The sequence below is a fragment of the [Muricauda] lutisoli (nom. illeg.) genome, from assembly GCF_017313105.1.
Taxonomy (GTDB): domain Bacteria; phylum Bacteroidota; class Bacteroidia; order Flavobacteriales; family Flavobacteriaceae; genus Flagellimonas; species Flagellimonas lutisoli.
This window is the reverse complement of sequence record NZ_JAFLND010000003.1, coordinates 161594-186065: the sequence shown is the minus strand read 5'-3', so window position 1 is coordinate 186065 and position 24472 is coordinate 161594. Positions and strand designations below refer to the sequence as shown.

General features: G+C 42.2%; 24 protein-coding genes and 1 tRNA gene. 18 read left to right on the top strand and 7 right to left on the bottom strand.

The features are described 5' to 3' along the window. Positions 1 to 14: 14 nt before the first annotated feature. The 4 genes from J0X13_RS11805 to J0X13_RS11790 are packed head-to-tail and all read right to left on the bottom strand — an operon-like array spanning position 15 to position 3231. Positions 15 to 1508, bottom strand: a complete 1494-nt coding sequence (locus J0X13_RS11805; RefSeq protein ID WP_207071629.1) for a DUF3570 domain-containing protein — start codon at positions 1506 to 1508, stop codon at positions 15 to 17. Positions 1509 to 1515: 7 nt separating this feature from the next. After that, complete coding sequence (locus J0X13_RS11800) at positions 1516 to 1725, bottom strand: DUF4266 domain-containing protein (protein WP_207071628.1); 210 nt, start codon at positions 1723 to 1725, stop codon at positions 1516 to 1518. Positions 1726 to 1733: 8 nt separating this feature from the next. Next, positions 1734 to 2768 (bottom strand): FAD:protein FMN transferase, encoded by a 1035-nt coding sequence (locus tag J0X13_RS11795; protein ID WP_390822364.1) that lies wholly within the window; start codon positions 2766 to 2768, stop codon positions 1734 to 1736. Positions 2769 to 2787: 19 nt separating this feature from the next. Beyond that, positions 2788 to 3231, bottom strand: a complete 444-nt coding sequence (locus J0X13_RS11790; protein WP_207071626.1) for a thioredoxin family protein — start codon at positions 3229 to 3231, stop codon at positions 2788 to 2790. Positions 3232 to 3344: 113 nt separating this feature from the next. Here J0X13_RS11790 and J0X13_RS11785 point away from each other — a divergent pair, with 113 nt between their 5' ends. The 3 genes from J0X13_RS11785 to J0X13_RS11775 are packed head-to-tail and all read left to right on the top strand — an operon-like array spanning position 3345 to position 7401. Continuing rightward, positions 3345 to 3866, top strand: coding sequence for an RNA polymerase sigma factor (locus tag J0X13_RS11785; RefSeq protein WP_207071625.1), 522 nt, complete (start codon positions 3345 to 3347; stop codon positions 3864 to 3866). Positions 3867 to 3909: 43 nt separating this feature from the next. Continuing rightward, positions 3910 to 4830 (top strand): FecR family protein, encoded by a 921-nt coding sequence (locus tag J0X13_RS11780; RefSeq protein WP_207071624.1) that lies wholly within the window; start codon positions 3910 to 3912, stop codon positions 4828 to 4830. A 3-nt stretch (positions 4831 to 4833) separates the two neighbouring features. Next, complete coding sequence (locus tag J0X13_RS11775; RefSeq protein ID WP_207071623.1) at positions 4834 to 7401, top strand: TonB-dependent receptor plug domain-containing protein; 2568 nt, start codon at positions 4834 to 4836, stop codon at positions 7399 to 7401. A 67-nt stretch (positions 7402 to 7468) separates the two neighbouring features. Here J0X13_RS11775 and J0X13_RS11770 read toward each other — a convergent pair. Beyond that, a tRNA-Leu gene (locus J0X13_RS11770) sits at positions 7469 to 7550 on the bottom strand. A gap of 160 nt (positions 7551 to 7710) precedes the next feature. Here J0X13_RS11770 and J0X13_RS11765 point away from each other — a divergent pair. The 3 genes from J0X13_RS11765 to pth all read left to right on the top strand — a co-directional run bounded on the left by J0X13_RS11765 (position 7711) and on the right by pth (position 10035). Beyond that, a complete protein-coding gene (locus tag J0X13_RS11765; RefSeq protein ID WP_207071622.1) occupies positions 7711 to 8652 on the top strand; it encodes a ribose-phosphate pyrophosphokinase in 942 nt (313 codons plus the stop codon). A 20-nt stretch (positions 8653 to 8672) separates the two neighbouring features. After that, positions 8673 to 9320, top strand: a complete 648-nt coding sequence (locus J0X13_RS11760) for a 50S ribosomal protein L25/general stress protein Ctc (protein WP_207029326.1) — start codon at positions 8673 to 8675, stop codon at positions 9318 to 9320. A gap of 85 nt (positions 9321 to 9405) precedes the next feature. Then, the gene (pth, locus tag J0X13_RS11755; RefSeq protein ID WP_207071621.1) at positions 9406 to 10035 is read left to right on the top strand and encodes an aminoacyl-tRNA hydrolase; all 630 of its coding nucleotides are present in this window, start codon (positions 9406 to 9408) and stop codon (positions 10033 to 10035) included. A 5-nt stretch (positions 10036 to 10040) separates the two neighbouring features. On the opposite strand, the gene J0X13_RS11750 is transcribed toward pth, so the two are convergent. Continuing rightward, positions 10041 to 10724 (bottom strand): hypothetical protein, encoded by a 684-nt coding sequence (locus J0X13_RS11750; RefSeq protein WP_207071620.1) that lies wholly within the window; start codon positions 10722 to 10724, stop codon positions 10041 to 10043. Beyond that, entirely contained in the window at positions 10721 to 14515 is a 3795-nt protein-coding gene (locus J0X13_RS11745) for a reprolysin-like metallopeptidase (RefSeq protein ID WP_207071619.1), read from the bottom strand. Before J0X13_RS11745 ends, J0X13_RS11750 begins: the two co-directional genes overlap by 4 nt. A 56-nt stretch (positions 14516 to 14571) precedes the next feature. Between J0X13_RS11745 and J0X13_RS11740 the strand changes: the two genes are divergently transcribed. The 12 genes from J0X13_RS11740 to J0X13_RS11685 all read left to right on the top strand — a co-directional run bounded on the left by J0X13_RS11740 (position 14572) and on the right by J0X13_RS11685 (position 24410). Continuing rightward, entirely contained in the window at positions 14572 to 15501 is a 930-nt protein-coding gene (locus J0X13_RS11740; RefSeq protein WP_207071618.1) for a bifunctional riboflavin kinase/FAD synthetase, read from the top strand. Positions 15502 to 15710: 209 nt separating this feature from the next. Further along, on the top strand, positions 15711 to 16982 hold the full coding sequence (serS, locus tag J0X13_RS11735; protein WP_207071617.1) for a serine--tRNA ligase: 1272 nt from the start codon (positions 15711 to 15713) through the stop codon (positions 16980 to 16982). Between the two features lie 77 nt (positions 16983 to 17059). Next, the gene (locus tag J0X13_RS11730; RefSeq protein WP_242535720.1) at positions 17060 to 18844 is read left to right on the top strand and encodes a tetratricopeptide repeat protein; all 1785 of its coding nucleotides are present in this window, start codon (positions 17060 to 17062) and stop codon (positions 18842 to 18844) included. Between the two features lie 36 nt (positions 18845 to 18880). Then, entirely contained in the window at positions 18881 to 19198 is a 318-nt protein-coding gene (locus J0X13_RS11725) for a DUF4286 family protein (RefSeq protein WP_207071616.1), read from the top strand. Between the two features lie 3 nt (positions 19199 to 19201). Further along, complete coding sequence (locus tag J0X13_RS11720; RefSeq protein WP_207071615.1) at positions 19202 to 19510, top strand: gamma-glutamylcyclotransferase family protein; 309 nt, start codon at positions 19202 to 19204, stop codon at positions 19508 to 19510. A gap of 18 nt (positions 19511 to 19528) precedes the next feature. Next, entirely contained in the window at positions 19529 to 20401 is an 873-nt protein-coding gene (gene rsmA, locus J0X13_RS11715) for a 16S rRNA (adenine(1518)-N(6)/adenine(1519)-N(6))-dimethyltransferase RsmA (RefSeq protein WP_207071614.1), read from the top strand. Next, a complete protein-coding gene (mgtE, locus tag J0X13_RS11710; RefSeq protein WP_207071613.1) occupies positions 20388 to 21740 on the top strand; it encodes a magnesium transporter in 1353 nt (450 codons plus the stop codon). The genes rsmA and mgtE overlap by 14 nt, the downstream gene beginning before the upstream one ends. 9 nt (positions 21741 to 21749) lie before the next feature. Continuing rightward, a complete protein-coding gene (locus J0X13_RS11705) occupies positions 21750 to 22115 on the top strand; it encodes a cupin domain-containing protein (RefSeq protein ID WP_207071612.1) in 366 nt (121 codons plus the stop codon). Between the two features lie 19 nt (positions 22116 to 22134). After that, positions 22135 to 23067: a 2-hydroxyacid dehydrogenase gene (locus J0X13_RS11700; RefSeq protein ID WP_207071611.1), complete on the top strand. Its 933-nt coding sequence runs from the start codon at positions 22135 to 22137 to the stop codon at positions 23065 to 23067. A 60-nt stretch (positions 23068 to 23127) separates the two neighbouring features. After that, positions 23128 to 23586 (top strand): DUF1801 domain-containing protein, encoded by a 459-nt coding sequence (locus J0X13_RS11695; protein WP_207071610.1) that lies wholly within the window; start codon positions 23128 to 23130, stop codon positions 23584 to 23586. Beyond that, the gene (locus J0X13_RS11690; RefSeq protein WP_207071609.1) at positions 23583 to 23969 is read left to right on the top strand and encodes a VOC family protein; all 387 of its coding nucleotides are present in this window, start codon (positions 23583 to 23585) and stop codon (positions 23967 to 23969) included. The genes J0X13_RS11695 and J0X13_RS11690 overlap by 4 nt, the downstream gene beginning before the upstream one ends. 51 nt (positions 23970 to 24020) lie before the next feature. Next, the gene (locus J0X13_RS11685) at positions 24021 to 24410 is read left to right on the top strand and encodes a YtxH domain-containing protein (RefSeq protein ID WP_207029297.1); all 390 of its coding nucleotides are present in this window, start codon (positions 24021 to 24023) and stop codon (positions 24408 to 24410) included. The last annotated feature ends 62 nt before the right edge of the window (positions 24411 to 24472 follow it).

The following is a 24472-nucleotide window of genomic DNA, read 5'->3' as shown; positions in this document are numbered from 1 at the left end:
GTGACCTGTTATTTTTAATCCATTACAAACTTGAATCCCAACCCAAAATAATTGGCTTTGAGACCCGTGGTCCTGTAATAGTTGTTATACTTAAAGTCGATACTCTTGAGCCCAAAATGCCATGTCCTGAATTTGGTGAAAATATCCGTGTAGCTGACCCCAAACCCAACCTGATGGGCATCATAGGCGGATAGATCAAAGTCGGAAGTGTAATACTGTTCTGTGGATAGATGGGTATCGAAAGGGGCAAAATAATCTATCTGATTTTGCGTGTAATAACGGTAGGAAGGATACAATGTAAAGTTCTGCGAAACCTTAACAGGAACCTCTATACTTGCCGTGTGCGCCCGTAGCCCCCAATCATCAAAATAATATCGGTAATAGGTACGCACGGTAACCACCTCATTAAAATAGTGGTTCAGTCGCAATCCTACGGGGAACTTCATTCTGTTGTCTGGCAACCGCTCCATATCATCTGCCAACATAAAAACATCGGCGTTTCTGGAAGAAGAGTAATATGGTATACTGGCCGGGTTTCCAATAAAATAATTTGGGACATCGGCAAAATACACACGCTGCATCGGATTGGCGAGCCATCCTTGTTGATTCACCACATCGGCAAACACCGACATTTGGGTATTCTTGCCCAAGATCTGGGAAAAAGATAGCGATAGGGCAAAACTGTTCCGTTTTTTGTCAGAAATCAAACTAAACCCATTAACAGGTCTCCAGGTGTTTGCTCCGTTTTTATCTGTCACAGCACCGCTACTGTCCAAAATATCAACTCCATTGAAAAATCCACTGTTCAGGTTGTTTCCCGCTTCCAGATAACTATCCAACTCGGTGGGGTATCTGGGCAACCACGTATCCAAAAACACACTGCCCTTTATACTTATTTCGGTGTTTTTTTCATTGAGTAACTTCGTAATTCCACCTCCGAAGCCCAAAGACAGGTAGTCATACTCCGTGGCAAAGGACGCATTGGCATTCCATATCTGGTTTCTATCATCTGAGCTATGAGCATATGCTACTGTTATTCCTCCCCAAGTATCCTGTCTGGAAGCTCCGGAAGAAGCGGCCCAAGGGCTTCCGATAGCACCTGAATAATTACTACCGTTGTCATCATCAAATTCATCATCGTCGTCACCACCTCCCCCTACCCCAGAGGTGCCAGATGCACCACTTACACCAGAGCCGGAATTGGTCAAATCGAATGGATTCAAATTACTGGAAGATGCCGAGGTATAGGTCGAAATACCGGCATCCACTGTCAAAACATCATCGTCATTTAATGGAATACTTACCACAATGGATGGTGCGACATCCGTTAATTGTTCTGTACCGATACCACCCGTGACAGAGGCATTGTTTCCAGTTTGTTCATAATAGCTGGAAAGAATATCCACCTCAGTGGACTCCAATACGCGTTTTTTATATCCCTCGGTATTCGATTGTTGCGCCAGGCCAAATAGTGGACATAAAAACAATAGCCAGATCGCTCTTTGCATCTTTAGATCAATTGCATCCACAGCCACCTCCTGTTTTACCACCATTTCCACCCGATGCACCTTCACGATATACCTGATAATTGGTCTCAAACTTTGCGAACTTTTTATCGGCCAGAACCATATCCGGATCATTGATGTTTACTTTATCATATTCGTGCAGTACCACACAGGACGACATGCTGAACAAACCGCACAAGGCAATTAAAATTTTCTTCATATTTAGCTTTATCTACTTTGCTTTTCTATTTCTTTCAAGGCAATATTTTTAGAGGTCATCACCTTATTGTCCTGGTCCACAATAATGCATTCCACTCCTTTTAACTGATTGATAAAATCAAGACCGGTTTCGACACCCATTACAAATATTGAAGTGGCCAAGGCATCTGCCAGTTCAGCATTCTGGGTAAAAATCGTGGCGCTCAAAATCCCTTTGCTGGGGTACCCGGTCCTAGGGTCGATGATGTGAGAGTAACGTTCACCGTTGAGGATGATATATTTTTCATAATTTCCGGAGGTGACGACAGACTGATTTTTTACTGGCAGCCATGAAAAAACCTTGCTTTTGTTCAACGGGTTAACAATGGCCACCATCCAATCCTTACCGTTGGGCTTGGTGCCCCAAGCATTTAAATCTCCTGACGCATTGATAATCCCTGACTTTACACCTTGCTCCACCAATAATGCCTTGGTCTTATCCGCGGCATATCCTTTACCTATGGCACCAAAACCAATTTTCATTCCTTTATTTTTTAGAAAAACAGTTTGGTTGTCGCGGTCCAATATGATGTTTTGGCACCCTACCTTGGCCACAGATTGTTTTATAGTTTCCATGGGGGGCATTTCCGTAACAGAACCATCAAATTTCCAGATACGGTCCATGGAAGCATAACTGATATCAAAAGCACCCTGGGTCAAATTGGAAACTTTTAGTGCTCTTTCGATAAGTTGAAATAGCTCCAGGTCCACTTTAACGGGTTTTAATCCGGCATTGCGATTAATGGCAGAAGTCTGTGATAAGGGGTCCCAAGATGAAATAAGCTTTTCAATTCTGGAAATCTCCGATATGGCCAAATCAAGATACTCATTGCCCTTTTCTTGATTTTCCGCCACCACGGTAAGATCGAATCGACTTCCCATCAATTTTAAGGTCCGCTGATACACTTTTGGTTCAGTCGTTGTATCACTTAAGTTAGTCTGCAAACTTTGTGAATACCCAAAGGTCGAAAGGAAAAGGAACAGCACGGAGGTGATTTGCCTTATTATCAACATAACAGCATCCTTAAAAAGAGTTCAACTTGTTGAAATAGGCTTTCGGACTTGTTTTTTCGTAACCGGTTTGTCCCAAAACTTTTCCAGATGAATTTAATACCACCACGTAGGGGAAATAACCGTTTGGGTTATACTTTGCGGCCAAGGATTTGTTCCTTGCCTCCTGTGCTTCGGGCAATTGATTCTTTTTTCTTCGGGGAAAATCGGCCTTGAGCATCACAAAACGATCTTTTGCCAAATCCTGAAACTCACTGGAACTCCATATTTCGCGATCCAGCTTTATACATGGCGCACACCAGTCGGAACCTTGGAAGACCAAAACAATGTTTTTATTGTTCTTTTGGGCCAAATCTTGAGCCTCATCAAAGTCGATCTGCCAATCTTGAGCCATAAGATTCTGGCAGAATAAAATACAACCGATGACCAAGAGAGCAAACCATTTTTTGTTGTCCATAACTAAGTATTAATTTCTTTTTCTATTAGTTAGACAGCCAAAAAATGGAACACCCTATTTTTTTCTAATTATTTTTGTGGACTACGTTAAAGTAGTTTCGCCCAAAACAAATCATGACACAGGAAGAACCATCCATTTGTGAACAGAAAACCTACAATCAAATATTTCGTGCACACTACGAGGCGGTGACACGATTCGTTTATTATAAATGTGGGGACCTACAACAGGCCGAGGACATTGTACAGGATGTTTTTGTGAAACTCTGGAAATTGTGTTCCACTGTCTCTTTTTCCAAAGTAAAGGCATACTTATATAGGGCGGCCAACAATTCTTTTCTCAATGAAATGGCGCATGAGAAAATTGTATTGAAGCATTTACAAAAGACGGCACCTTCGGTGGACAATGAAAATCCAGAATATTTAATGCAAATGGATGAATTTCACGTAAAACTAAAGACCGCCATCGCTTCCTTGCCCCAAAAGGAAAGGGAAGTTTATCTTTTGAGCAGAGTGGAAAAGAAAACCTATTCCGAAATCGCTGAAATATTGGGGCTTGGCATAAAGGCCATTGAACGTAGAATGAGTAAGGCTTTATTGTTGTTGAGGGACCAACTTGGAAAAGAATTAAAATTTTAATAGGGTAAATGGTTGTTCAACTGTCATTTAAATAAGAGAGCAAATGCCTATGAAGGATACATACGCCAATGAAGATTTTTTGGCCCGTTGGATTGCCGATGACTTAAGCGAAGAAGAGTTGTCCGGGTTCAAGACATCCGATGTCTATAAGGAAATTATGGCCATCGACGATGCGGCCAAATCATTGAGCGTAACTGAAATTGATGTGGAAAAGGCGCTCTCCCTTGTTACTTCCAAAAATCAAAATACCCAAAAAGAGAATAAAGTAAAACGTTTGTGGGTGTTTTCAGCTGCCGCAGCTTGTATTGCCATCTTATTTGTGGGCTACACCTATTTCTATGGTACCAGAACCTATTCTACCGGAATCGGCGAAAAAGAGACCTTGCTTCTTGCTGATGGGTCCATAATTGAATTGAATGCCAACTCCACAGTATCTTATAAACGTTTTAATTGGGAGGAAGATCGTGCGGTTGACTTTGACGGAGAAGCATTTTTTGACATTAAATCCGGAAAAGGTTTTACAGTGAACACCAACAAAGGAACAGTTTCGGTTTCAGGGACCCAATTTAACATTAACAACCGTAGGGATTTAAAGGTACAATGCTATGAAGGGTCCATTACATTTAGCCCTATGAACGCAAACCTACCCGGACTGGAGCTTACCCAAGGAATGGAAATACAAGTGGTAAATGGCAAAATCCATCAAAAGGAAATTTCCGAAAGCACTCCGGACTGGACGAATGGATTCTCCAGCTTTTCAGAGCAGCCACTTTCGGAGGTATTGGACGAACTTATGCTCCAATACCCTGTCGAGTTTAGATGGAACTCAATTGATGTAAACCGAAAATTCACCGGAAATTTTACTCATAACAATCTAGAAAACGCCCTAAAAACCACAATGGAACCCATGGGCATCGAATATCATGTTTCAGCAGACAAAAGAATTGTTACCTTGTCTGAATAAGAAATGAGGTGTTTTATAACTGCATTATTTGTGTTCCTTCTGGGCATTTTCACATCCCATGCCCAAGAAAATCTATTCCTTGAATTTAGGGAAACCCCTTTAAAGGATGTGATCCAACAACTGGAAAAGGAAGTAAACCTTAATTTCTCGTACGCCGAAGACCTTGTGGAGAACAAAAGCATTACTGTTTTGGCAGAAGGTTTATCTTTTGATGAAGTTCTTGGTCTTCTGGAAGCTCAGACAGGGTTACATTTTGAAAAAATAGATGGACAACCACAGGTAATCATTGTTCCCGTACCACTTAAAAAAAATAGCTGTATTTACCTTTTGGATCAAGATACGCGCTTACCCATTTCTGAAAATGAGGTGATAGTGGACTCAACTATAGTAATTGAAACTGACAAAAGAGGGTTGATCCAATTTGAAAACCCCAAAAAAACAGAGTATCACATAGAAGCGGCCGGATATAAGTCCATAACCATAAAACCCAAAGAAACCTGTACCTCCATATACCTTACACCCGCTTACAAGGTGCTCAAAGAGGTTATCGTCACTTCCTATATAACTACAGGGATCGATAGGAATCGGGATGGGTCTATAACCGTCGCCCAAAAGCCATTGGGGTCTATCCCCGGACAAACCACCCCCGATATCTTACAAAGTATTCAACTTATTCCAGGCGTTTCCAGTTTGGACGAATCGGCTTCCGGAATACAAATACACGGAGGCACCTCCGATCAAAATTTGGTGCTTTTTGACCATATCCGAGTATTCAATTCAGGGTATTTGTATGGTATGTTGTCAAGGTTTAACCCTTATGCTACCGAGAAAGCCACTATTTTTAAGACCGCCACCAGTGCCGCTTATGGTGATAGGGTTTCAGGAATTATTGATCTTAGTACTGATAGTGATGTGGCCAAAGAGTTATCGGGGGGTCTTGGAATTGATGGATTGAGCATTGATGGCTATATAAGGGCACCGATTTCAAAAAAGTCGTCCTTATCGGTTTACGCCCGAAATGCCTATTTGGACATTTACAAGACCCCTACTTATGAAGCCTATGCCAAGAAAATTTTCAACAATTCCGGTCGAATTACCGATAGTAGCGGTAACGCCTTAAACGTAAGTTCCGATGATGGCTACACTTACGATACCAGTGAAAATGAATTTAGGTTTTACGATGTCAATGCAAAATATGTATATCGGCCATCGGTGGAAGACAAGATTTCCATTAGTGCATTAATGACCAGGAACCGTACACTGTTTTCCTTTGCCAGTGAGGGCGAAACCAAAAATGATTCCCTGGCAACGGGCAATGGGGGCATCAGCATTAATTGGCTGCACAGCACCTCTTCAACACAGACCGATCAAATCACAACCTACTTTTCATCCTACGATTCCTATTATCAAAATGAAGAATACGTAGGGCAAACACTGGAAGAAACCAATATTAGGGGAAATAGGATAAGTGACTTTGGGTTGGAGCTAAAATCGGATAGGACCTTTAAAAGCAATGACCTGCTAAGCTATGGTTACCAACTCTCGAACACCAATCTGGAAATTGATCTGAGCAGTATATCCAATATTGACCCAAACAACACTATGAGCCTGCCCGTACGGGACAGTAACCTAAAAAATGTTCTATTTGGGGAATATTCCTTCAGAAGGAACAATGGGGGAATATTTAGGTTTGGGCTTAGAGCTGTTCATTATGGCAGTTTGGGAAACTTATATCTGGAGCCCAGACTAAACTTTGAAATTTCTGTAAACAAATCACTTAGAATCAGGACGGGATTAGAGCGGAGAAACCAGCCCATTTCGCAACTTATTGAGTTCAATCAAACAGAGCTAAGATTGGATAATAATTTATGGAGACTGTCGGACAATGTAAATTATCCCCTACTAAAGGGCAACCAGTTTTCGACAGGTTTGCTTTTTAATAAGAATGGCTGGACCCTTGATGCCGAAGCTTACTACAAAAGTTTAAAAGGACTAACTTCCTACAGTCAAGGTTTTAATCTGCCCCAACCCTACCTTAGCGAAGGAAAAAGTAGCATTATTGGAATGGATATACTTTTAAAGAAACGCATTCAGAACTACAGATTTTGGGTTGGCTATTCTTATAATAATGTGAATTTTACTTTTAATCAGATCCTGGAAAATAGTTTTGCCGGAAACAACGACATTCCCCACAGTTTTAGGATATCCAATAGTTTGGATGTAAAGAACTTTCAATTTTCAATAGGTTGGCAATACAGGTCTGGAACACCATTTACCCCAATAAAAAACTATGATGAAGAAACTAAAGAGGTTGTTTTTGAAACCCTGAACAATGGTCGATTACCTAATTTTCACAGATTGGACGCTTCCATAAATTACAAGTTCCCGGTAGATAAGAATTCTTCGTTTATGCAGATTGGTTTTTCAGCATTGAACATTTACAATCGCATTGTTCCGCTCGCCATTGTCCATAGAACCATTCAACAAAACAATCAGCTCCTTTTGGAGCAGGTAATACAGAGGAGCTCATTGGGCTTTACACCAAATCTTACCTTAAGGGTATTTTTCTAAACCTCTTGTTTTTAAAACAGACCCAAATAAAAAGCCCCGACATAATTGTCAGGGCTTAAATTTTAAGTACCTTGGGAGGGAATCGAACCCTCACTCCCGAAGGAACTGGATTTTGAATCCAGCGCGTCTACCAGTTCCGCCACCAAGGCATTGGCACCACATTTTCAAATGCGAGTGCAAAGCTAAAAAATATTTTTTATTTATCACCAAAAAATACTTTGATTTATCCTTTAGCAACCCGAATTAATTATTAAATTTGCACCTCCTTATTAAAAAGTACTTTAAAACGCTAGTTAACAAGAGATTGTAATGGCCTATCAAGTTCCGGAACCAAAAATTTTTGCTTGTACCCAAAGTGTTGAACTGGGCAAGAAAATCGCAGCTTCCTATGGTGCAGAATTGGGGAAAGTCCAATTCTCACGTTATAGTGATGGCGAATTTCAACCTTCGTTCGAGGAGTCTATAAGGGGAGCAAGGATTTTTATCATCGGTTCTACCAACCCAAGCTCCGAAAACTTGATGGAAATGTTGTTGATGTTGGATGCCGCCAAAAGAGCTTCTGCACGACACATTACTGCCGTTATGCCCTACTTTGGTTGGGCCAGACAAGACAGAAAGGACAAGCCCCGTGTTCCTATTGCCGCTAAATTGGTGGCCAAAATGTTGGAAACCGCCGGTGCCACCAGAATCATTACCATGGACCTGCATGCAGACCAAATTCAAGGGTTCTTCGAAAAACCCGTGGATCACCTGTTTGCTTCCACACTGTTCTTACCTTATTTAAAAGGGTTAAATCTGGACAACCTATGCATTGCATCGCCAGACATGGGAGGTTCCAAAAGAGCCTATGCCTATTCCAAAGCGTTGGAGTGCGATGTGGTGATTTGTTATAAACAGCGGGCCAAAGCCAATGTAATTTCCCATATGGAACTTATTGGTGATGTAAAAGGAAAGAACGTAGTCTTGGCAGATGATATGGTCGATACAGCTGGAACACTGACCAAAGCAGCAGATTTGATGATGGAAAGAGGTGCAGCGAGCGTTCGTGCTGTAACCACCCATGGATTGCTATCCGGTGATGCCTACGAAAAAATAGAAAAGTCAAGGTTAACGGAATTAATTGTAACCGATTCCATACCTATTGACCAGAATAAAGATAAAATAAAGGTATTGTCTTGTGCCGACCTGTTTGCGGATGTAATGCACAGGGTTCACCACAATACATCAATATCTTCAAAATTTTTAATGTAAATCAATTTTAATATATAACAATGAAGTCAATTACAATCAAAGGATCCCAAAGAGAAAGCGTGGGCAAGGTTTCTACCAAAGCCTTACGTAATGCTGGAAAGGTCCCTTGCGTGCTGTACGGAGGGGATAAACCAGTGCATTTTTCAGCTGATGAAATCGCATTCAAAGACTTGGTGTACACTCCCAACGCGCACACCGTAGTAATTGAATTGGAAGATGAAAAGTTTGCCGCCGTTTTGCAGGATATTCAATTTCACCCTGTCACGGACAACATTCTTCACATAGATTTCTATCAATTGTTCGAAGACAAACCAATTACCATGAAAATTCCAGTACGTTTGGAAGGGAATTCCCCAGGGGTAAAAAATGGTGGTCGATTACTTTTCAGAAAGAGAAAGCTTTCTATTCGTGCATTGCCCGATTTGCTTCCGGATTTCATCACAATCGATATTTCCAAGTTGAGAATCGGCCAGACCATTGCAGTGGAAACCGTTCTAAACGACGATTACACATTCTTGCACCCAGATAGTACTGCTATCGTTCAGGTTAAAGCATCTAGAACTTCTGTTGATGAGGAACTGGAAGATGAAGATGAAGAAGGTGTAGAAGGTGCAGAAGGCGAAGCTACCGAAGGTGGTGAAGCGCCAGAAGCAGAAGCTGCGGAATAGCACTTTTTAAATTTAATAAGAGCATCCCTTTTTACTTAGGTAATTTGGGATGCTTTTGTATTTTTAGAAAAACTGAACGCTGTCGATGCTCAAATTATTCAATAAGCTTTTTGGTTCTTCAAAACAACTACTGCAAGAAACGGACCCCATGAAAAAATTTTTGATCGTTGGTCTTGGAAACATCGGACCGAAATATGATGACACCCGCCACAACATCGGATTCAAGATTCTTGATTTTTTGGCGGAACAAGAAGGTTTTACATTTGAAAGTTCCAAACTGGGAGCTGTTGCCACCTTTAAACACAAAGGAAAAAGTGTAGTTTGCCTAAAACCCTCCACTTACATGAACCTTAGTGGCAAAGCAGTAAAATATTGGATGGACAAGGAGAACATAAACTTGGAAAACCTATTGGTGGTCACGGACGACATCAATCTTCCCTTTGGCTCCTTACGGCTAAAAGGTAAAGGCAGTGATGGCGGCCACAACGGGTTAAAAGACATTCAAAATGTGTTGCAGACCACAAAATACAATCGTTTTAGATTTGGTGTTGGCTCCGATTTCGGTAAAGGCAAACAAGTGGATTATGTCTTGGGACAATGGGACGATGACCAGCAAAAAGCCATGCCCGAACGTTTAAAAAAGTCTGCCGACCTCATCAGGTCATTCATATTTGCAGGTGTAAAAAACACCATGAACCAGTTCAATGGCAAATAAAAAACCTAGAGCACTTTAAAATCGAACACCCCCGAATCCGAGGTATTGCCCTCTAGATCGGTGGTTACCACCCTCCAATAGTAAACAGCTCCAGAAACAACACCAACAGGCAGTTCCATAGTAGAGGCGTTTGTTAACCCAACAGATGTAGTCGGCGGGTTAGTTTCAGAAAAAAACACCTCAAAATATGCAATGTCGTTGTCAACATCTGCGCCGGACCATTCCAAAAGCACTTCGTTTGCAATATCCTGTTGGACCGTAGCGCCGGATTGGGGGTTTTCCAGTTGTGCTGGAAAAGGTGCGTATGTAGTTTGTGACCCCGCATTGTAGAACAACCAGGTTTCACTAGAGGCCACCTGATCGGATTCCGAGTTCCGGGAAGTTACGGACCATGCGAAAGGTGTCCCCTTGGTAATGGTCAGACTCGCCGAAGTTGATGCTGTGGAGATATTCTGCGGAACATTGGAATCTAAATTAACAACACTCAAGGTATAAGTGTCGGTATTGTCGGAAGCCATCCAACGAAATGTGACTTGTGTGGATGTTTGATTGACCTCTGTTCCTGTAGTGCACTCAGAATTTTCCTGTGGAAACACCAAAAGAGCTCCTTGAGGGGCTGGAGGCGGACCATCATCACCGCAAGAAACCAACAAAGCCAATATGGATAGCCTAATTATATTCCGAATCATCGTTTTATAAATTTAAACATTTCTTTTGCCCCTGCTTTTTCAACTCTCAGATAATAGATTCCTTTGGGTAAATGGGATAAATTCAATTCAAGGTCATCGCCATGGACTTTTGCCCTTCGGGTATGAACCAATCTTCCATTGGCCGTAAAAATTTGAATTCCCACTTCACCACCGTATCCTCCCAAATATATTTTTGTGGTACTCTCTACCGGGTTCGGCGAAATAATGGGCTTGGAAGAATAAAACAACGTCTTTTCCAATACACCCTGACACGGTAGGTTTGAATAAACTCTCAAGGTATTGACGCCCTCCTGCAAATTCAGTTGGAGCTTTGATGCTTCAGTTTGAGTGACCAATCCATTCAACTCTACATTATAAAAGGAAGCACCGCTCAATTCCAAACTCAAAATGCCCGTATCTATCAATGCATTCATATCCAATACATCCGGTTGTGTGATTACAGCTTTGAAACACACCTCTTCATAAGTTATCATTCCATTGGTTCCCGTTATACAAAGCGAATAATCCCCAGCCGTTAGGTTGTTAAAGATTTGTGAGTCGGTAAAATCAAAAGAATCCGTACCATTGGGTCCGTTCAGCACAGCGGTATAGGTTATAGAAGTATCAAAAGGTGTAACCGTAATGGAACCATTATTACTGCTGCGGCAGGTCTCACTTTCAATTTCAATCTCAAAATTATCTGATGCAAACCTGTAAATGGCACACCCATTGGTATCTACCTCAACTCCTTTGGGAGTTCCCAAACAAAGATCGTCACCATCATCAAAAACCCCATCATCATCTTCATCTGGACGATAATTTCCTTCTATGCACATATCCAAAGAAAAGCCAATCAGTGTTCCTCCATCACTCGCTGCCGTGTCCTGTATTTCCAATATCCACTCCCCTAAGATAGATTCTCCCTTTAAAGAGGCCAATGAGCCGAGAGGCGTAACGGCTCCAGAAATAGCCGGACTTCCTGTACATTCGATAGGGCTTCCGTCATCATCGAAAACTGCATTGATATTATTCAAGTCTCCACATGTATTGGAGATCAAAGTCACCTCCGTTCCTGAAGGGGAAATAAGGGTAATGACCAAATCTTCCAAGTAGGTATGGTCCAACTCCAAGTTTACATTTATATCGGAAACGGGCAAATCTTCTAAAAAGAATACAGAGGCAGTAATGGTTGGTGTACCTGAAGATGGAATATTGATCGGTAAGTTATTTGCTTCCCTATTCTTACAGTCTACCTGTGAGGTAATAAAACTAAAGGGAGGTCCAAAAGTTCCTGTTCCACAACCATTGCTTGGCCTAACTCTCCAAAAATATTCTGTTTCCGCTATTAAACCAGTGGTTCTGTAGGTGGTAAAAGGTACCGTTGCAGACTCAACTATATTTGTAAAACCGACATCCGTGGCCACTTCTACATCATAAACGGAGTATAAGGGGTTTTGCTCCCAACTAAGCTCGGCATCCAAAGAAATTCCAATACCTCCATTAGTAGGTGACAATAGTACAACATCCGAAAAAACACCATCTTGTACGGATACTGATAGAATCACTGTTTTGGTTACAGAGGCAGCGGTGGAAGTAACAATTATATCATAAATCCCGGCGGCAATGGTATTTGTATTGCTCAGGGTTAAATCTACCGCTGTATTATCGGCATTGGCATTTGTCAGCGAAAAAACGGCGGACAACCCTACGGGCACATCTGCAGAAAACGTAGAGTTCTCATTAAATCCGGCATAGGTTTCATATGTAAAGGGAATCACCAAATCGTCCGGTTGGCAAACCTCATAATTCAATGTATCGAAATTGAGAACCACTTGTGATTCTTCAATGGTAAAATCGGCACTGTTAACGGCATAAAATATATTATCGCTGGCCTTTACCATTATTCGAGCTGTAGTTGTGGCATCCCCTGGCAATAGCACCTCTTCGGATCCATCATTTAAAGTGTTCTCGGACAATGTAATAGGAAAGCTTTGCCCCCCATCCAACGAAAGAAAAATATCAACGTTTTGAGCATTTACCGGAGCAATATTGGTATTGGCCACATCCCAAGTAATTTCTTGGATAGAACCTGCCTGATAAACCTCACCTGCTGTTTGGGATGTTATTACAAATGGTCCTGCTGCTTTTACCACCATTACATCCAATAAATCTGAAACCACCTGTCCTCCTCCTGGAGCATTGTCCCGAACGGTGCAAGCAAAGCTAAAGTTGCGCTCCACATCCGATACAGTTTCCCAGGCATCCCCTATTACCGGTGCAACCTGGGTTAAATTACCCTGAACAACCTCGGACAGTTTTGGGAAATATCTTGAAGGTTCTGTGGTTGGAGGAAGTGATCTAAAGTTTGCCCCACTGGGATTGGACGGACCAAAGGAAGAGACGGTCACCACCCCATCATCTATTTGTTCCCAAGTATAGGTAAGCACATCCCCTACATCGGGATCGGTCGCGTTACCCTCCAAAACAAATGCAGTTCCCTTTGGGATAGTAAAATCATTTACCGGAGTAAGCTGAGGTGGAGAGTTGACCAATGCCGTGGTTTGGGCACAGGATGTTGTTTCCAAATAAGTCGATATTTGAAGAATACTGTTGTAATGAAAGTAATCATCCCCATTGGCAGCCACGTTATTCTCGCCAACAATCCCGGCATACCCCATTATTGTGGTTCCACTGGCCGGCTCAGCTTGTACTCCCGTTCCTTCAGATTCGAATGACCAGGTATGGTTGGCCCCAAACTGATGCCCAAGTTCGTGGGCCACATAATCAATATCGAAAATATCTCCTTGGGGATTAAACGCTGAAGAGAAAGCACTACCCTTTCTATTATCGATACAAACAGCACCAACAAAACCGGCATTACCATTATCTTCCCCTTCCCCAACTTTATGAAAAAGATGGCCAACATCATAATTCCCTTCACCAATTATGGAAGTGATTGTTGCCTGTACCTCAGCATTCAAACTGTTATCATAAGGATCATTAACGGCATCGGTGAATATGATAAGGTCATTATTCGGTATCAACTCCAGTGTAACCCCAAGGTCCGTTTCAAAAACCTCGTTCACCCTTGTTATGGTAGCGTTGATCCCTGCAAGTGCATCCGCAACAGTTCCTCCCATTTCCTCAGTATACTCACCCGTTGCCGAAACAGCGATTCTATATTTACGCAACAATTGGTCATCTACCAATGGACTCAGCGTTTTTCCTGTAGTATTCGATGATTTACCGCTCCCTCCAAATAAATCTTTACTGGTCGCGCAAATAAAATTCTGATCTTTAGCGACCCTTGAGTCCTTATCGTACAAAACATATGCATCCAACATATTGGAAACAGGTTCCATGAAAGCCGTTTTGTTGTTTTGCTGGTCTACCACCATAGCTTGTAATCCTTTATGGGAGCTACTGAGTTTCACTTTGTACCTTCCATTGGAGCTTACCCCGGTGTAAGATTTTATATTCGGGTATTTCTTGGCCAAATCCGGATGTAAGACCGGTGTTTCCCTTAAATTGAACTGAACGATGTCTCCTTGGTTGTCCGGCAGATACACAACTTGCGTATTTCCCTTTAAAGTTGAAAAAGATTTCATCTCGTCGGAAAAAATCTTTTCATCCAGTGTCAAAACCTTTTTCACACCAGAAATGTCCTGTAAGGAGGCACTTCGTAGGTTAGGCTGTTTGGGCACTGTTTTCCAATAACCTTGCTGTCCATAAATACAAAAGCAGCTAAAAAATATGGTTATTGAAAAAACAAGATGTAATTTAGCTTTCATACACGGTTAGGGCATAGTATAATTTCAAATGTAAGCCTTTTTTTATTTCTTGATAGTTGGAAACAATCCACAACATTTCTGATTTTAAGGACATTCCGCACCATACAGTGGTGACCATCGGCACCTTTGACGGTGTACATCTTGGACATCGCAAGATACTTGAACGTCTCACAAACAATGCCAAAAACACAGGGTTAAAATCCACAGTGCTCACTTTTTTCCCGCATCCGCGAATGGTATTGCAAAAAGATGTGGACATCAAACTGTTGAACACACTTGAAGAAAAAAAGCAAATTTTGGACACCTTGGGGCTCGATTATTTGATCATCCACCCTTTTACCAAGCAATTTTCGAGACTTTCCGCTATAGATTTTGTACGCGACATTCTTGTGAACAACATCAAGGCAAAAAGAATAATTATTGGTTACGACCATAGATTTGGCCGTAACCGAAATGCCAATATACAGGACCTGATTTCCTTTGGAAATACTTTTGACTTTGAAGTTGAGGAAATTCCAGCCCAAGAAATAGATGATGTTTCCGTGAGTTCCACAAAAATCAGAAAAGCCCTTTTGGATGGAGATGTAGAAACCGCCAACAATTACTTGAGTTATGCGTACATGCTCACTGGAACCGTTAAAAAAGGAAAAGGCTTAGGCAGGGATTTTGGTTTCCCAACAGCTAACCTTCATATTGAGGAAACCTATAAACTTATTCCAAAAAACGGCGCTTACGTGGTTAGAAGTACCATTGAAGGGCAAGAGTACTTTGGAATGATGAATATTGGTTTCAACCCAACTGTGGACGGTTCCCAAAAAAGCATTGAGGTTAACTTCTTCGACTTTGAAGGAGACCTCTACAACAAAAAGATTCAGGTAGAACTGCTACACCGCATACGGGACGAGCATAAGTTCAATTCAGTGGAAGAACTTAAGGAACAATTAAAAAAGGATAAAAGCCGCTCTTTGGATCTAATCTCCAAATAAATTCAACCAGTTTCTTTTTTAAAAAGATTGACAACGCACAACCTGTGGTTTTCAGGGTGTTTTATGGACTATTGGTCAGCGCCGAATGTGGATTTGACCTGTGTTCCGTGCAAACATTTTGCCGACTACGCTCGGATTCTGCCTTCTCCATGGGAATAAAGTTGGGCACTTCTTCAGATTAAATTAAATTTGCGGCTCAAAACAAGGCCATGCTTCAAATACAGAACATCAGGGAAAACAAAGAAAGTATCATTACCGCTTTAAAAAAGCGTAACATCGATGCAGCACCTATGATATCAAAGGTTTTGGAACTCGACGAAAAAAGACGTTCCATCCAAACCGAACTGGATGCTACCCTGGCCGAATCCAACAAGCTATCCAAGGAAATTGGTATGCTTTTCAAAACAGGAAAGGCACAGGAGGCCAATGCTCTAAAGGAAAAAACTGCTGGACTCAAGGAAGCATCCAAAAAATTAGGGGAAGACCTGAACGCCGTTGCCGATGAACTTCAGCAGCAATTGTATTTGATTCCCAACGTTCCTCACGAATCTGTTCCTGCAGGCAATTCCGAAGAGGACAACGAAGAGGTTTTCAAGGAAGGGGATATCCCGACCTTATCGGAAAAAGCACTTCCTCATTGGGAATTGGCAAAAAAATATGACATCATCGATTTTGAGCTCGGTGTTAAAATTACAGGAGCTGGCTTTCCTGTGTACAAAGGAAAAGGTGCCCGTTTGCAACGTGCCCTTATTGCCTATTTCTTGGACAAAAATACCGAAGCTGGCTACACTGAAATGCAGGTGCCATTAATGGTCAACGAGGATTCTGGTTATGGAACCGGCCAATTACCCGATAAGGAAGGCCAAATGTATCATGTTCAGACAGATGACCTGTATCTTATTCCAACGGCTGAAGTTCCCGTGACCAACTTGCACAGAGGCGATATTTTGGCAGAAAGTGATTTCCCTATCAAATATACCGGCTACACTCCTTGTTTTCGTCGTGAAGCCGGAAGCTACGGGGCGCACGTTCGCGGTTTGAACCGTTTGCACCAATTCGACAAGGTCGAAATCGTACGAATGGAACACCCGAACAATTCCTACCAAGCTTTAGATGAAATGGTCGAGCACGTGAAAAACATACTTCGCGAACTCAAATTACCTTACCGTATTCTGCGTCTTTGCGGGGGAGACCTTGGTTTCACATCGGCCCTCACTTTTGATTTTGAAGTGTTCTCGACCGCACAAGATCGGTGGTTGGAGATAAGCTCCGTGTCCAATTTTGAGACCTTCCAGGCCAATCGCCTAAAGCTTCGTTACAAGGACGAAAACGGAAAAAGTCAATTGGCCCACACCTTGAACGGAAGTTCATTGGCATTGCCAAGGGTATTGGCAGGAATCTTGGAGAACTATCAGACCGACGAGGGCATAAAAATACCCGAAGTCTTGGTTCCTTATTGTGGTTTTGACACCATCGATTAAGGTTTTCTACGATTAATTTGGATTCGCTTAACAGAATCCCCCATATTTCTGCGTTATATTTGGGATAAAACAAACTATTGCAACGTCTTTTATTTCTCATATTGATTTTATCCAGCTGCATTGGATGGGCACAAGAGGATTTCTTGGCCAAACAATACTTCAAGGATGGTGATTACGAGAAAGCCGTGGTTTTTTACGAAAAATTGGTGGATACCAACCCAAGGCGCACCGATTATGCTGAAGGATTGGTGGCCTGCTACCAACAATTGGAGCGCTACGATGATGCGGAAGCATTTTTACTTCAAAAAATAGAGGACAGTTACGCTTTCCCTACTTTCTATATTGAACTAGGGTACAATTTTACTTTAAAAAATGAAGCTGAAAAGGCCAATACGTACTATGATAGGGCCATCAAAAAAATAGAGGACAATCCTAATTATGGATACAGTGTCGGGTATCGTTTCCAAAAATACGCCCTATTGGACTATGCCATACAAGCCTATACCCGGGCAATGGAACTAAAGCCCGACCTCAACTACGATTTTCAGTTGGCACGCATATATGGTGAGCAGGGCGATATCGCAAAAATGTACCAATCCTACCTCAACCTTATTTGGGAAGGACGTACCTCACGCTCCAATGTGCTGCGCAATATTGATGATTTTATATCCGAGGACCCATCCAACGAAAACAATGTGCTGCTGCGAAAAGTCTTGCTACAAAATGCACAGAAGGCCCCAGATGTACTTTGGAACGAGCTCTTGAGCTGGCTTTTTGTACAGCAAAAGCAATACAACAGTGCCTTTGGTCAGGAAAAAGCCATTTACAAACGTAGCGAGGGGCAATCCGTGGACCGATTGGAAAACTTGGGAAGCATAGCTTTGGAGGATAAGGAGTGGGAAACCGCGACCGAGATTTACGAATATATCGTGGACAACACGGAAAATCCCCGAACCAGACTCAATGCAGAACTCAACCTAATAGACATTGCCTTGGAAAATCCTACGGAAAAGGTCTTAGAAGATGTGGAAGAAAAGTTTGAAGACTTGGTGGAGGAATATGGCAACCAGAGCATTACCTTGCAGCTACAGATTGCCTACGCAAACTTCCTTACCTTCAAAAAAGAAGAGCCTGATCCTGCCATTGCCATGCTCAAAGAAAGCTTAGAACTCCCGATGGGACGGATGACAATGGCCTATGTGAAATTGGCTCTTGGTGATATCCTTGTGTTCGATCAGAGGTTCAACGAAGCCTTAATCCTTTTTACACAAGTTCAAAAAAGCGTCAAAAACGATGTGCTTGGTCAAGATGCACGGTTTAAAGTGGCACAGACCAGCTTTTACAAAGGCGATTTTGACTGGGCCCTTACTCAATTGAAAGTGCTGCGGAGTTCCACATCGCAACTTATAGCCAATGATGCTATGCAATTGAGCTTGCTGATTTCGGACAACTCCTTAGAAGACTCCACACAAACCGCCTTGAAAAAATATGCCAGGGCAGACTTGCTGGCCTATCAAAATAAAGACAAGGAAGCCATTGAGGTACTTGAAGATATTTTAGAAAACCATAAAGGTGAAAAAATCGAGGACGAAGCTTTGCTAAAACAAGCCGAACTTTTAGTGGAACAAAAAAACTATGAAAGTGCCGAGTTCAACTATCAAAAAATTGTAGAGTTCTATGCTGACGGTATTTTGGCGGACGATGCCCACTTTGCCCTTGGAGAACTTTATGAAAAAACCCTGAACGAACCCGAAAAGGCCAAGGGCCATTACGAAAAAATCATCTATAATTATGAGGACAGTTATTACTTTCCTCAGGCCCGCAAGAATTTTAGGAGACTGCGCGGGGACGCCATTAACTAATTCTTTCCTACTTTAGCCGCAATAAACAAAAGGCAAATGCTTATATATAATGTTACCATCAATATAGATGAAAGTGTCCACGACCAATGGTTGGATTGGATGAAGGACAAACACCTGCCCGATATGCTGGCCACTGGAAAATTTTCCCATGCCAAAATGGTCAAGGTTTTGGTGGAGGAAGATATGGGCGGCATTACCTATTCCGTACAGTATACCACGCAGAGTAGGGATACTTTGGAGGCCTATTACAAAGAAGATGCGGAGCGTTTGCGTGCGGATGCCCAAAAAATGTTCCCCAACAAATTCGTTGCCTTTAGAACCGAACTCGAAGTCATCAGTCAACAAATACCATAGCCTTTGGAATATCTGTTTTCCTACGGAACGCTTCAGGACCTGCAAGTGCAGCAATATATTTTTGGTCGATTGCTCAAAGGAAGAACCGATGCTGCACTGGGATTCAAAAAACTGGAAAATGCCGTTTACGGTCGTTATGCGTTGGTCATCAACACCGATAATCACGAAGACAAGGTCATGGGAATGGCCTATGAAGTCAATGAAACCGACTTGAAAAAGGCGGATATTTACGAAACCAGCGCTTACAAGCGTCAAAAATTTTCGTTGGAATCCGGGGATGAAGCTTGGATCTATATCGAAAATTCCGACTAACTTGCAAAAAAACCATCCGTGTCCAAAAAGAAACGAAAAAAGTACTCCAACAGCAGTCAATACAACCCAAAACATACGCAAAATGATGGCGCTGTAAAGGCAAAAAAGCATTTAGGCCAGCATTTCCTTAAAGATGAGTCCGTAGCAGAAAAAATTGCGCAGACGCTATCGTTGGACGGTTATAAAAATGTGCTGGAAATAGGTCCCGGGATGGGGGTGCTCACCAAACATTTACTGCAACGGGATTTAAATCTAGTGGCAATGGACCTGGACGAAGAATCCATTGTGTACCTCAACCACAGTTTTCCTTTGGAACATGCAGCGATCCTAAAACAGAACAATCGCCTGAATGTCATAGAGGCCGATTTCCTCAAATTCGACCTTACCGAACTCTATGGCGAGGAACAATTTGCCATTACGGGCAACTTTCCTTACAATATTTCCAGTCAGATTGTTTTTAAAATGTTGGACATGAGGCAACAGGTCCCCGAATTTTCGGGAATGTTTCAAAAAGAGGTGGCCAAACGCATTTGCGAAGCACCGGGCAGCAAAACTTACGGGATACTTTCCGTATTGGTTCAGGCGTATTACAAAGCAGAGTACTTATTCACTGTTCCACCGGGGGTTTTTGATCCACCACCAAAGGTAGATTCGGGCGTTCTAAGATTAACGCGCAGAAAAGAACTAAACCTCCCTTGCGATGAACGCCTATTCTTTAAAGTGGTGAAAACCGCTTTTAACCAAAGGCGAAAAACCATCCGCAATAGTCTTAAAACCTTCAACCTTTCCGATAATCTAAAAGAAGATGCTATCTTTGACCAACGCCCCGAACAGCTAAGTGTAGCTGACTTTGTAACGTTGACACAGAAGATAGCCAATGACCCCATTTAAACTCACAGACGAACTTTTAGAAGAAATCAGGCAACTGATTGCCGATAAAAAGAACGCCGCGCTTCAAACCATGATGAAGGAGTTCCACTATGCGGATATTGCCGAGATAGCGGACGAACTTGAGGTTGAAGAAGCCACCTACCTGATCAAACTTCTGGAAAGTGAAAAAACTTCGGACATCCTTGCCGAAATGCATGAGGATATTCGAGAGGCGGTACTTAAAAACCTGACTGCGAAAGAAATTGCGGGCGAGCTGTCCGAACTGGACACGGATGACGCGGCCGATATCATCAACGAACTTCCAAAAGACCTTGTTCAAGAGGTAATATCGGAAATTGAGGACCGTGATCACGCTAAGGACATTGTAGACCTCTTGCGATATGAAGAAGATTCTGCTGGTGGTCTGATGGCGAAAGAGTTGGTGAAAGTCAACGAAAACTGGACTGTAACATCCTGTGTTAAAGAAATGCGGGCCCAAGCAGAAAATGTGACTAGGGTCCACTCCATTTACGTAGTGGACGACGAGGGAAAACTCAAGGGCAGACTTTCCTTAAAAGATTTGCTTACAGCGCCCACCAAAAGCCATATCAAGGATATTTACATTCCCAAGGTGGATTCCGTGAATGTCAACGAAAAAGGAGAGGAAGTGGCCAAAATTATGTCCAAGTACGATTTGGAGGCCATCCCCGTGGTAGACGAAATAGGTAGGCTGGTCGGGCGTATCACCATTGATGACATTGTGGATGTAATCCGTGAGGAAGCCGATAAGGATTATCAAATGGCGGCAGGTATTTCCCAAGACGTTGAGGTAAGCGATAGTATTTGGATATTGACCCGTGCCCGTTTGCCTTGGTTGATACTTGGGCTTTTAGGAGGGCTAGGTGCTGCAGCCATCATGGGAACTTTTGAGGACATGATTTCGAAACATGCTGTTTTATTCTTCTTTACACCTCTGATTGCAGCGATGGCCGGTAACGTAGGAGTACAATCCAGTGCCATTGTGGTGCAAGGTCTGGCCAACGACGACTTGAAAGGTAGCGTTAGGAACCATTTGCTAAAAGAAATGCTTTTGGCGCTCTTAAATGGGTTTATCCTCGCTATTTTGCTTTTAATCTTTACTTGGATTTGGAAAGATGCATTTTCTACAGCCTTGGCCATATCACTATCCTTGGTTGTGGTAATTGTTGTTGCCGGATTGATAGGAACCTTTATTCCTTTGTTTCTTCACAAAAGAAATATCGACCCCGCTATTGCCACAGGGCCATTTATCACAACAAGCAATGATATTTTTGGAATCTTGATTTATTTCTGGATAGCCAAAATGATCTTGGGGATTTAAAACCACTTCATGAAACCAATCAACCTAAAACAAAAACACGCCGAATTCACAAAGCAATGGCACCCACATCAAATTGCAGTGGTGGACGATATGCAAGTACTATTGGCCAAACTGCAGGGTGAGTTTGTTTGGCACGCCCATGAAAACGAAGATGAATTGTTTCAAGTGGTCAAAGGTAGGCTGTACATGCAATTTCGCGATAGAACCGAAGTGGTTAACGAAGGTGAAATCATCGTGGTACCCAAAGGTGTAGAGCACAATCCCATGACCAAAAATGGGGAAGAAGTGCATGTGCTCCTGTTCGAAAAAATGAGCACCGCTCATACAGGGAATGTGCAGCATGAAAAAACACAGACCCACTACCCAAAAATCTAGGAATTGTATATTTGCCCCCATGAAAGTTCTCCACCTCGACACCAATCATCCCTTGCTTATTGAGCAATTCGCAGAGCTTGGGTATGAGAATCACGAAGACTATACCTCGACCAAAGAAGAAATCGAAAAAAAGATACACCGCTACGATGGGATCATTATCCGAAGCAGGTTTACCATAGACCAACAGTTTTTGGACAAGGCCACCAACCTAAAATTTATTGGAAGGGTCGGAGCTGGATTAGAGAATATAGATATAGACTATGCCAAGTACAAGGATATATTTTTGGCATCTGCACCAGAAGGCAATCGCAATGCGGTAGGCGAACACACCTTAGGTATGTTACTTTCCATAATGAACCAGATGTGCAAAGCCAATCGCCAGGTAAAAAAAGGAAAGTGGAAGCGCGAGAACAACCGGGGCGTAGAACTGGACGGAAAAACTGTGGGCATTATTGGCTACGGAAATATGGGCAAAGCCTTCGCCAAAAAGCTCCGTGGCTTTGATGTAGAAGTCATCTGTTACGATATTGTTGGAGGTGTGGGCGATGAAAATGCACGTCAAGTTGGTATCATGGAATTTCAACAGCGATCAGATGTAGTCAGTTTGCACGTTCCAGAGACCCAAGAAACCATCGGCATGGTAAACTCCAAATTTATTGAAGGATTCCACAAACCTTTTTGGCTGCTGAACACAGCCCGAGGAAAATGTGTAGTGACCAAGGATTTAGTGGAAGGTTTAAAGTCGGGCAAAATACTCGGCGCAGGATTGGACGTCCTGGAATACGAAAAAAAGTCCTTTGAAAATATGTTCGCCAAAAAACCAAAGGCATTCAAATATCTACGCAAGGCCAAGAATGTATTGCTTACCCCCCATGTGGCAGGTTGGACTGTGGAAAGCAAGGAAAAATTGGCACAGACCATTGTTGACAAAGTCAAAGAAAGATTTTCTTAACTTTAAGTACCAATTCTACCCTGCTTTTGGCTCTGGCATTGGATAAAACCAAACCAGACTATGACCATAGATGCCAAAACACCGGACGAGTATATCGAAAAACTCCCTGTTGAGCGGAAAGAAGCTGTTACCAAACTTCGGGATACCGTTAAAAACAACTTACCAAAAGGTTTCGAGGAGTGCATCAGTTACAAAATGATAGGGTTTGTGGTGCCCCACACTTTATACCCAGATGGGTATCATTGTGACCCCAAGCTTCCACTACCTTTTATCAATATTGCTTCTCAGAAAAACTTTATCGCCTTATATCACTCTGGAATTTATGCTGATACAAAACTCCATGACTGGTTCGTTGGGGCGTATCCAAAACATGTAAAAACAAAATTGGATATGGGTAAAAGTTGTATCCGGTTCAAGAACACCAACACCATACCCTATGAGTTGATAGCGGAGCTTTGCCAAAAAATGACACCGCAAGAATGGATTGCACGGTATGAAAAAAACATCAAAAGATCATGAAAAACAGAGTAACAGGATTAGGAGGATTTTTCTTTAAAAGCAAAGACCCTAACAGCATTAAGGAATGGTATAAAAATCATTTGGGATTGAACACGGGTCAATATGGGTGCACATTTTGGTGGAAGGACAAGGAAGGCAATGATTGTTCCACGCAATGGAGCCCCATGGATGAAAAAACAGCATACTTTAAGCCCAGCGAAAAGCAGTTCATGATGAATTTTAGGGTTGAAAACTTGGTGGAACTGCTAGAGGTATTAAAAAAAGAAGGGGTTACGGTTGTAGGAGAAATGGAGGAATACGAGTATGGGAAATTTGGTTGGATTTTAGATCCCGAAGGCAACAAATTGGAACTTTGGGAGCCTGTTGATAAAGCCTTTCTTTAAATAATGAATTATTTGCTACATTTAACATACATTAACCAACACATTAGAACCATGTCAGAAGAAGAAAAAAAAGACTTTGGCGATAAAGCTGAAGAAGCAGCAAAAGATTTTAAAGAGGATGTGAACAAAGCCTTTGACCCTGCCAACCCAGAAAGCGGAAAAACGGTTGCTATTGTTGCTCACTTAACTCTTATTGGATGGGTAATTGCCTTAATAATGAACAGTAGCAACAAAACAGAGCTTGGCTCTTTCTATATAAGACAAACCTTGGGTATTGGATTGCTCGGTTTAGTTTTGGGACTTATTCCCGTCATTAACTTTATTGCATGGATTTTCCCACTTATTCTATGGATTGTTAGCTTAGTAGGAGCTATAAACGGGAATAAGAAACCTGTTTTCTTGGTGGGTGAGTACTTCCAGAGTTGGTTCAAGGGCCTCTAAACGTATTTAAAAGTCAGATGATAAAACCTTCTGGCTTTTTTTTAGACCATTATTCATCGTAA